17 protein-coding genes are annotated in these 9,669 nt (G+C 34.2%); all 17 read left to right on the forward strand.

The genetic code is table 11. The features are described 5' to 3' along the window. The first annotated feature begins 1 nt into the window (after position 1). Complete coding sequence (locus tag N5B56_RS13180) at positions 2-403, forward strand: HIT family protein (RefSeq protein ID WP_260979166.1); 402 nt, start codon at positions 2-4, stop codon at positions 401-403. 593 nt (positions 404-996) lie between these two features. After that, complete coding sequence (locus N5B56_RS13185; RefSeq protein ID WP_117676378.1) at positions 997-1,434, forward strand: radical SAM mobile pair system MarR family transcriptional regulator; 438 nt, start codon at positions 997-999, stop codon at positions 1,432-1,434. Continuing rightward, positions 1,431-2,120, forward strand: a complete 690-nt coding sequence (locus N5B56_RS13190; RefSeq protein WP_117910466.1) for a radical SAM mobile pair protein A — start codon at positions 1,431-1,433, stop codon at positions 2,118-2,120. Before N5B56_RS13185 ends, N5B56_RS13190 begins: the two co-directional genes overlap by 4 nt. Further along, entirely contained in the window at positions 2,108-3,016 is a 909-nt protein-coding gene (locus N5B56_RS13195; protein WP_117854893.1) for a radical SAM mobile pair protein B, read from the forward strand. The genes N5B56_RS13190 and N5B56_RS13195 overlap by 13 nt, the downstream gene beginning before the upstream one ends. Then, entirely contained in the window at positions 2,982-3,182 is a 201-nt protein-coding gene (locus N5B56_RS13200) for a hypothetical protein (protein WP_260979167.1), read from the forward strand. The genes N5B56_RS13195 and N5B56_RS13200 overlap by 35 nt, the downstream gene beginning before the upstream one ends. A gap of 104 nt (positions 3,183-3,286) precedes the next feature. Then, positions 3,287-3,640 (forward strand): hypothetical protein, encoded by a 354-nt coding sequence (locus tag N5B56_RS13205; RefSeq protein WP_022087857.1) that lies wholly within the window; start codon positions 3,287-3,289, stop codon positions 3,638-3,640. 114 nt (positions 3,641-3,754) lie between these two features. Then, positions 3,755-4,954 carry a hypothetical protein gene (locus N5B56_RS13210; RefSeq protein ID WP_260979168.1) on the forward strand — a complete coding sequence of 400 codons (1,200 nt, stop codon included), beginning with the start codon at positions 3,755-3,757 and terminating at the stop codon, positions 4,952-4,954. Between the two features lie 194 nt (positions 4,955-5,148). Continuing rightward, a complete protein-coding gene (locus N5B56_RS13215) occupies positions 5,149-5,331 on the forward strand; it encodes a hypothetical protein (RefSeq protein WP_313958665.1) in 183 nt (60 codons plus the stop codon). A gap of 32 nt (positions 5,332-5,363) precedes the next feature. Next, positions 5,364-5,786 carry an N-acetyltransferase gene (locus N5B56_RS13220; RefSeq protein WP_260979169.1) on the forward strand — a complete coding sequence of 141 codons (423 nt, stop codon included), beginning with the start codon at positions 5,364-5,366 and terminating at the stop codon, positions 5,784-5,786. Beyond that, positions 5,774-5,914 carry a hypothetical protein gene (locus N5B56_RS13225; RefSeq protein ID WP_158574501.1) on the forward strand — a complete coding sequence of 47 codons (141 nt, stop codon included), beginning with the start codon at positions 5,774-5,776 and terminating at the stop codon, positions 5,912-5,914. Before N5B56_RS13220 ends, N5B56_RS13225 begins: the two co-directional genes overlap by 13 nt. Next, complete coding sequence (locus N5B56_RS13230; protein ID WP_118565267.1) at positions 5,902-6,417, forward strand: YdcF family protein; 516 nt, start codon at positions 5,902-5,904, stop codon at positions 6,415-6,417. The genes N5B56_RS13225 and N5B56_RS13230 overlap by 13 nt, the downstream gene beginning before the upstream one ends. Positions 6,418-6,517: 100 nt before the next feature. Beyond that, the gene (locus tag N5B56_RS13235; RefSeq protein WP_117910460.1) at positions 6,518-6,709 is read left to right on the forward strand and encodes a hypothetical protein; all 192 of its coding nucleotides are present in this window, start codon (positions 6,518-6,520) and stop codon (positions 6,707-6,709) included. Continuing rightward, complete coding sequence (locus tag N5B56_RS13240; RefSeq protein WP_117910459.1) at positions 6,654-7,181, forward strand: nucleoside/nucleotide kinase family protein; 528 nt, start codon at positions 6,654-6,656, stop codon at positions 7,179-7,181. Before N5B56_RS13235 ends, N5B56_RS13240 begins: the two co-directional genes overlap by 56 nt. A gap of 84 nt (positions 7,182-7,265) precedes the next feature. Beyond that, positions 7,266-7,703: a GNAT family N-acetyltransferase gene (locus N5B56_RS13245; protein ID WP_117910458.1), complete on the forward strand. Its 438-nt coding sequence runs from the start codon at positions 7,266-7,268 to the stop codon at positions 7,701-7,703. 170 nt (positions 7,704-7,873) lie between these two features. Then, the gene (locus tag N5B56_RS13250; RefSeq protein WP_260979170.1) at positions 7,874-8,308 is read left to right on the forward strand and encodes an NUDIX hydrolase; all 435 of its coding nucleotides are present in this window, start codon (positions 7,874-7,876) and stop codon (positions 8,306-8,308) included. Positions 8,309-8,457: 149 nt separating this feature from the next. Next, positions 8,458-8,946 carry an NUDIX hydrolase gene (locus N5B56_RS13255; RefSeq protein WP_118565269.1) on the forward strand — a complete coding sequence of 163 codons (489 nt, stop codon included), beginning with the start codon at positions 8,458-8,460 and terminating at the stop codon, positions 8,944-8,946. Between the two features lie 59 nt (positions 8,947-9,005). Next, positions 9,006-9,428, forward strand: coding sequence for a GNAT family N-acetyltransferase (locus N5B56_RS13260; protein WP_118565270.1), 423 nt, complete (start codon positions 9,006-9,008; stop codon positions 9,426-9,428). Positions 9,429-9,669 lie beyond the last annotated feature (241 nt).

The raw sequence follows: 9,669 nt of genomic DNA on the forward strand, positions 1-9,669 counted from the left end.
AATGGATTGTATATTTTGTAAGATATTAAACGGAGAAATTCCGAGTTTGAAAGTATATGAAGATGAATATACAATGGTTTTTATGGATATTGCAAAAGATGTTGACGGCCATATGGTTGCAATACCTAAAAAGCATATTAAAAATATTCTAGATTGTGATGTAGATACGCTTAGCCATTTGATGTCCACAGTGAAGAAAGTAGCCAACTATTGTGTTGATAAATGTGGGTACGAAGGTGTGAATTTACTGAATGCAAGTGATGAAAGTGCTGGTCAATCTGTTCCGCATTTTCATATTCATATTATTACAAGAAGAAGAAACGATAATGTGGATGCGTGGCCTAAATTTGACGGGGCAAATTGCGAAACAGAAGAAATTTATGAAAAGATAAGAATGAGCTAAATTTGAATCTTTGGAGATGTTGAGATGATAAAAAAATACAAAATAGGTTTTGATATATGGGGATTGATTACTTTTATTATTATTATGATTCCCAATTTTATTTGGTTCGCAGTTCCAGCACCGAATGATATTTTAAGGGGAGAGTCAATTACAAAAACAGTAGATGTAATAGCATCTATATGTCAGGTGTTAATGGTAATGTCGTTATGTATATTCATTAATCAAGACCGTAAAAAAATAAGTATCACACGATTTATTATGGCCACAATTATTTGTTGTCTACTGTATTTTTTATGTTGGATATTTTATTATGTAGGTGTGACGAATGGCATTGTTATATTGGGTTTGACTATTTTTCCATGCTTGGTATTTCTGTTTTTCGCTATTGAAAGAAAGAATATGATTGCTGTTATACCTATTTCAATATTTATGGTATGCCATTTGATTTATGGAATAGTTAATTATATTATTTAAGAAACTTCCAGTTTGGAGAATTGAAAAAAACGGAATTTACCTATTAAGACATATAAACTCTTGACAATAAAGCTCCTATATAGTATGTTTTTGATAAACTACTATATAGGAGCTTTTGTATGGAAATGAATGGAGGATTTCTTGTCACCAAAATAAAACAGCTTGGAGACCGGATTTTCGAGAAGATTCTCAGTGAAAAGAATATTGATGCGTTTAATGGAGCCCAGGGGCGTATTCTTTATGTGCTGTGGCAGAAGGATGGTATTTCAATCAGGTCACTTTCGACTAAATGCGGATTAGCGATAACATCTCTTACTACGATGCTGGAAAGAATGGAAAAACAAGGGCTGATAAGCCGTGTTCAGTCTGAAACGGACAAAAGGAAGACACTCCTGTTTCTGACTGAGAAAGCACATGCCTTAAAGGGCGAGTACGATTCTGTATCTGATGAGATGGGTAGTATTTACTACAAAGGTTTTTCAGAGGAAGAAATTACCCGGTTTGAGGAATGCCTCGACCGCATCAGAAAGAATCTTGAGGAGTGGCAGAAGTCATGAGTATTTGTATCAAAAATCAGATTCAGAACATGAATATCGTCATTGGCTGCACAGTGGGGTGTGCATATTGCTATGCCCGCAACAACGTGAAACGCTGGCATATGATTGATGACTTCGCTGACCCTGAATTCTTTCCGGGTAAGCTCAAGATGATGGAAAAGAAACGTCCGCAGAACTTTCTTCTTACCGGCATGAGCGATCTCTCCGGATGGAAGCCGGAATGGAGAGACGAGGTATTTGCAAAGATCCGTGAAAATCCACAGCATCAGTTCCTGTTCCTTACCAAGCGACCTGATTTGCTGGATTTTGATACCGATCTGGAAAACGCATGGTTTGGCGTTACGGTGACGAGGAAAGCAGAACTGTGGCGTATCGACGCCCTTCGGAAAAACGTCAGAGCAAAACATTACCATGTTACCTTTGAGCCGTTATTCGATGATCCCGGCACAGTTGACCTTTCCGGAATCAATTGGATCGTTGTCGGCACCATGACCGGAGCTCAGAGCAGGAAGATTCATACGGAGCCGGAATGGGCATGGTCTCTGACGGACCAGGCACATAAGCTCGGCATTCCGGTGTTTATGAAGGAAGACCTTGTCCCTATCATAGGGGATGAAAATATGATTCAGGAAATGCCGGAAGAATTTAATAAAGTGTTAGAGGTACAGAAATCATGGAAGAAGTAATGAATGGAATCCTCATTCGTGAGGTGGAAACAAAGAACATCATGACTAAGTCTAGTCTGCCGGTAGGCGGTTACTCGGTCAATCCCTATGTGGGCTGTACACATGCCTGCAAGTATTGCTATGCTTCTTTTATGAAGCGCTTTACCGGGCACAAGGAGGAATGGGGCACTTTCCTTGATGTGAAGCATTGGCCAGAAATTAAAAATCCGAAGAAATATGCCGGACAGCGGGTGGTCATCGGTTCTGTGACAGATGGCTACAATCCACAGGAGGAGCAATTCGGGAATACCAGAAAACTTCTGGAGCAGCTGATCGGCAGTGACGCAGATATTCTGATCTGCACAAAGTCGGATCTTGTGGTACGGGATATTGATCTGTTGAAGAAGCTTGGACGTGTAACCGTTTCATGGTCGATCAACACACTAGATGAAAATTTCAAGAACGATATGGATTCTGCTTCGAGCATTGAGCACCGTATCGCTGCTATGAAGCAGGTATATGAGGCAGGTATCCGTACAGTCTGTTTCGTATCCCCGGTATTCCCCGGTATCACGGATTTTGAAGCAATCTTTGAGCGGGTAAAGGATCAGTGCGATCTGTTCTGGCTCGAAAATCTCAATCTTCGAGGCGGTTTCAAAAAGATAATTATGGATTATATCGCCGGAAAATATCCTGATCTTGTACCACTTTACGACGAGATCTATAACAAGCATAACCGTAGCTACTTTGAAGCACTTGAAGTAAAAGCTGAGAAAATGGCTAAGAAGTATGATTGTGCCTTTGTGGATAATGAAATGCCTTATGGCAGAGTCCCGCAGGGACATCCAGTGATCGTAGATTATTTCTATCATGAGGAAATCCGTGGGACAGAGAATACCGGAAAAAGAAATCGCTAAATTCCAGTTTATAAGGATATTTATTAATATAGAAACAAATGATATTACAGAAGCACGATATGAAGATAAATGGCTGTCACATTTAATGGACAATTTTTGTAAAATTATTGAAACCACAAAAGATAGCATTCCTGATGTAGAAAATATTAATGAAAAAGTAGCATAAAAGTGATCTAATAGTTATTAGACAAGGAGACAATGTTTATGCATTATGAGATGTAAGACATTAGTGAACGGAACACAAAAATAAAATAGAGAAAGGAGATGTGTATGAGCAAAATCAAAAGGCATTTTAAGATGATGATTGGTGGCTTTCTGTTTTTTGCAGTTTTTCTTATTGGAATGAGATGTATGAGAGAGTCTGTCTATGCACTGGGAGATGTGTCAAGATATCATACAGAATTTATTAATCAGGCATGTCCAAATATAAAAGTAATAGGTAGGGCATATCTGGTTGGTCCTGACAATGTGGCACATTGGAAAAATCATATTGCCATGGATGTAGTACCTGCAGGAACAAAGATTCAGGGTAAAACAGTAGATCCTAAGTATCTGCCACAGGACAATATTGAAAATTTAAAGGTGCTGTATTCAAGTGTTATAGGATATCAAAATTTCACATAGATTAACGGTGCGTATCTGGAAAGTGAAACAGCTAATTTACAGGTAGTAGAATATGATAAGAATACTGTTACTTTTTGGAGTAATGGATATAAAAGTTTTACAGGAGCACCTGTTATGTGTGCCCAGTATTTATTACAAGCTTCACATCCACCTGGATTTTATAGAACATCCAGAAGCAATGTCTGGATTGATCTTGACAAAGAATATAACCGTATACCGGAAGGCACAAACATTACAAAGGTTGCTGACGGAAAGGTAACATGTGGATTTATTGGGATTAGTCCAATACCGGGAACAGCAGATAGTGGTGATGTATATAGAGTAGGAATAAATCAAAAAATATATATAGTTACTACGAGAAGACTTTATTCTAATACATCAGATACAGATGATTTGTATTACAAAGTTATATTCCAGGGGGACAACAGTATCAACTATTTAATGAACGGATATGGTTACTATTATGTAAAAAGTAAGTACATAAACCTTTACAAAAATGGAACAGAAGTGCCAGAGGGCGCTGTAATGAAAAAAGTTTATAACTTGAAAACATTAAAGGAAATTGGTGTTAGAAAATCAAAGGATGAGTCGAATGATGACAATGTTGTAGGACTTCTTCAGGCAGATGCAGAGATAGAAACGTTGCCAAATGAAAGTGATTCAAATTGGACCACGGTATGGTTTAACAGTGAAAGAGCTTATGTTAGAACACAATATCTGACAGATGTAGAGCTGGTTGAAAATAAAACTAAAGTAAAAAATCTTTTAGTAAGCAATGTAAAAAATAATCAATATGTATTGTCATGGTCTAAGTCTTCTGGATGTACAGGTTATAACATTACATATACCGGTATTGGGAAAAACTCGAAAGCTTTCTTTAAAAAGACCGATTATAAGAAAACATCAATTACTGTAAACAGATCTTATTTTAAAAATAACAGAAATACTATTCTGGTGAATATTGCAGCAAATTATAAAACAGGAGCAACAGAAGCTACACAGATAGTTCTTTCGTTGGACAACAGACCACCAAAGATGAAAAAGAAGCGTCTTAATATAAAGAAAAAACAGATATCCTTTGAAAAAATGCTGATACCTGTTGATATTGTTCAATATTCAACAAATAAATCATTTAAGAATGCTAAAACTGTATGGGATAAAAAGGGTGGTGGACTTAAGGCAATTAAAAAGCTAAAGCCTAACACAACTTACTACATAAGATATAGTATTACAACTGACGTATCCACTCTAAAAGGATATAAGAAAATTGGTGGAATTTGGTCCAAGACGATAAAGGTAAAGACAAAAAAATAATACTATTTAACCGCAAAATGAAATTAAATAACAAATTTATTTTTATTAAGAGTTTCATAGTTGTCGATATGGCAGATTTCAATGTGGTCACCTTTCCATCCGATATCACAGTCACTATTAAATTTTAAAAATAATCACCTTCAAGCTATAATTCAAAAAAATATAGTTTGAAGGTGATTTTATATGGCTAGATAATGGATATAATTGAATTGGCTGAATATGGAGTGATTGTTGAAAATAATCCAGTTGTAGTTGATGAAAATATTATAACTTCGTATTGTCCTCAAACAGCGCCTAAGGTGGCGTTTACATTATTAGAAATGTTAATAGGTAAAGAAAAAACATATGAAGTAAGAGTGACAATGGGATATAAATAAAAAACATACTTTTATAAACATGAGGGCTTTATATGATTAGAAAATTCAGAGAAAATGATTTACCATCAATTATGCAAATATGGTTTGATTCAAATGTAGAAGTACATAGCTTTATTCCAGAAAAATATTGGATGGATAATTTTGAAATGGTTAAGGATATACTTCCTCAGGCGGAAATATATGTATATGAAAATTTAGGAAAAATAAGTGGCTTTATAGGATTAAACAAAGATTATATAGAAGGAATTTTTGTTGAAAAGAATATGAGGTCAAAAGGTATAGGAAAACAGTTATTGAATTATGTTAAGAAATTAAAAGAGGAAATGCATTTAAGTGCGTACCAAAAAAATTACAAAACAATTTCATTTTATCAAAGAGAAGATTTTGTGATTCAGTCAGAAAGTATTGATAATGATACAAATGAAAAGGAACTTCTTATGAGTTGGAAGAAATAGTAGAAGGTTGGAAGGACATACTTGCTCTTGCATATATAGGAACATATCAGAAATTAGATACCAATCAGTGGTTTATTACAGGCGGTGGATTAGAAAGTAATGAAAGGCTGAGTCAATGCTGCATATGAGAAATGGCAGAAGTAGCAAGGCACATATATATAGACTTCCATATGCGGTAGAGGTTTATAAAAATGGATTAGTATCAAAGATAATAGTGTCAGGTGGACGCAACATCGGAAATGCAAATATGGTTGAGGCTGACTATCTTAAAGAAAAAGCAATTGAGTTTGGAATTAAAAAGAAGGATATTTTGGTTGAAAACAAGGCAATGACTACTTGGGAAAATATGAAATTATCGCGAGAATTGATGATTAAAAATAATTTGCTTGGCGAATGTACAAACATTGCAATCGTGACATCTTCTTTTCATATGAGACGAAGTATTATGATAGCAGAAAGAGTTTTTAGAGATGATGGTGTTAATATAGTTTCTTTGCCTGGTGAAGATAATTCTACAAGAAGAACAACCTGGTTTACGAATGAAAAAGGACGAGTTAGAGCGATAGGGGAAGTAGAGAAGATAATAGATTATGTTAAAAAAGGGAAAATTGACGATTTTGAAATTATATAAAAAATAGAGTATTTATAAAAGTGTTGTTAGATTAAAATGTATAGTGGAGGTAATCAGTAATGGAAATCTGAAAACTAGATAATAAATTTGGAGGTTTCAGATGGCAAAAAAGAAAAGAGAACATATAGTATTTGATCAAATGTTAAAACAAAAGAAGAATATTCCATTTTCAATGGTGAATAAGGAAAATACTAAAAAGAGAAAAAAGAAAGCGTTTAAAGGAGGCAAATCATTAAATGAAAACAATAGCAATTGCAGCTGTGACAGCAGGCGGAAAAACAACTATAGTTAACGAATTGAAAAAGCAAATCGCAAATACTAAAGTTTTGCATTTTGACGATTATTCTTTTGAAGGTGAAGTTGATAATTATTATGAATGGACGAAACAGGGAGCGGATTATAATGTGTGGAATCTGAGTCCGTTGGTTAAAGATGTCATTGATATAAAAAATTCAGGCTGCGATTATTTGTTATTAGACTATCCTTTTGCATACTGTCACGAAGGTTTAAGGGAATATATTGATTGTGCAATTTTTATAGATACGCCATTAGATATTGCGATGGCTAGAAGAGTTTTGAGAGATATGAAAAATGCTACAGGAGACGAGATTCGACAAGACATGGATACGTATCTTAAATATGCCAGAGTTGCGTATATTCAAATGTTAAAAGATGTTTTGCCAGCATCTGATTATGTGATAGATGGGACGAAAGAATTAGATGAGAAGGTTGATGAGATAAAAAAGATAATTTTGTCACTTTAGAGTTTTATTATAAAATTATGACCATGGTGGATAATTTTCAATTTGAAATGAAAAAATTAAGAAAGTGCAGGTTAGTTAGACAGTATGAAAATAATTACATTTGAAGAAAAGTATAGAGATGACCTTATTTTTATGATATTGGAAGCAAAAGATGCATTGGGAAGAGTTCCGGGACTGAATGAAGATTTGTTAGATATCCAAAAAAGTTATATGGATAAGGGCGGAATGTTCTGGATTGCCATAGATGAAAATGACAGGGTTATTGGAAGTGTGGGTGTGAGAATGATTGATAATTCCAATGAATGTTATATTCATCGTTTGTTTGTGAAATGTAATCAAAAACACAACGGCATAGGAACTAAACTTTTGACTACCGCAGAAGAATACGTTAAGAAAAATGGAAAAGATGCTACGCTTGTACACTTAGGTAAACCTAAAGAACAATGGTTTGAGTCATGGAAGTTTTATCCGAAGAATGGTTATGTTGAAATTGAAGATAGTATTATGAGAAAAGAACTTTAATCTATTATTTGTTTGACGATAGATTGTTATTAATTGCATCACATGGAGAAAAATATGCTAGACCAATTTATAGAAGAATATGTGCCTGTGATGCTGGAAGAATTGAGAGCAGTAAAAAAAAATAAATCTATTCTGGTAGCAAAAGATTATAAATGGAAAAGAGGGAAGAAATGATTGAAGTAAATTTTTATGATGAAGTAGATGATTTTTTACTTGAATTTGCTGTTATTATTTCAAAATCTAATGGTAAATGGGTATTTTGCAAGCATAAAGAAAGAGATACATTTGAAGTACCGGGAGGACACAGAGAAACCGGTGAGAAAATTGAAGATACTGCAGTAAGAGAATTAAAAGAAGAAACAGGAGCTGTAGATTTTAACATAAAACCAGTTTGTGTATATTCAGTAAAAGGAAAAACGCGTGTAAATGAAAATGCAGCAAAAGAATCTTTTGGAATGCTTTATGCAGCAGAGATTTTTTCTTTTGAGGAGATACATAGTGAAATCGAGAAGATAGTTTTAAGCGATGACTTAATACGTCAGTGGACATATCCTTTGATTCAACCTAAGTTAATTAGCGAAGCAAAGAAAAGAGGTTATCTATAAGAGCAGAGCAAATATATGTAGAACTCCAATTTGGATATTGCAAAATCACATCCTGAAACACAGATAGAGGAAGAACATTTTGTTATTGAAATATATCCTATTGAATTGTAGTGGGTAATGTAAACAATTAAAATTAAGGAGGTTCTACAATGGCAGAACTATGGGATGCATACAATAAGAATTTTAATAAAATAGAAAATAAGACATTGATTCGAGGCGAATCCATTCCTGATGGAGCGTATCATCTTGTAAGTGAAATAGTAGTAAAGCATACAGATGGCTCATATTTACTAATGCAACGTGATTTTAGAAAACATCACGGTGGAAAATGGAAATTGACTGCAGGAGGTTCCGCGTTACAAGGAGAGGATGAGTTAGAAGCAGCAGTTAGAGAATTAAAAGAAGAAACCGGCTTAAGCGGTGAAATGAAGGAGATTGGGCGTGCTGTTCGTCATGACCACCATTCATTTTATGTAGTATATTTGTGTGAGGCGGATTTTGAAAAGGACTCGATTGTTTTACAGGAAGGAGAAACAATTGGTTACAAATGGGTAGACAAGGAAACAATGTTTAAATTGGATGGGAATGAGCTAGCCTCAAGCAGAACGTTGGAGATTGTTAAAAAACTAGATTTGTAATTGATTATATTATGTAGTGAACATACGAGAGTAAAGGAATATAAGATAACGGAGTATTTATGAAATACACAATAAAAGAAAATCAATTGAATTATGAAACATATTATACACTTAGAAAATCAGTAGGATGGAATAATTGGAGTAAAGAACAGGCGGAAAAAGCCTTGGAAAATTCATATTATTCAATTGTAATTTTTTATAATGATAATGCAATAGGAATGGGAAGAGTTGTTGGTGACGGCATATATTTTATTATTGTGGATGTTGTTGTCAGACCTGAATATCAGGGTAGAAAGATAGGTACAACAATCATGAACTCAATTTTAGAGTATATTGAAAAAAATATGTGTGAGGGAAGTCGTGTAAGTGTACAATTGTTGGCAGAAGTTGGAAAGGAACAATTTTATATAAAACAAGGATTTAAACTTGTTCCACATGAGTATTGTGGCCCGGCGTTGAGAAAGATTATATATAAGAAATAAATTCTAAAAGAGAAAAAATTGGGTAATTTTTTATTGTATATAATTGGCAAAAATTGTATGGATTTGTTTTTGACAAAAAATAGATACCTGTATAAAAAAAACACACTCTTCTTTAAAAATATAAAATGATAAACTTGTGAAGAAAATGTGAAAGTTGAATTTTACTATGTAAATGGATAACAAATAGGAGACAAAAATGTATTGAGGAGGTAAGAAAATGAGTCTTTACTATTTCACAAAG

The organism is Eubacterium album (assembly GCF_025336545.1).
GTDB lineage: Bacteria > Bacillota > Clostridia > Lachnospirales > Lachnospiraceae > Eubacterium_U > Eubacterium_U album.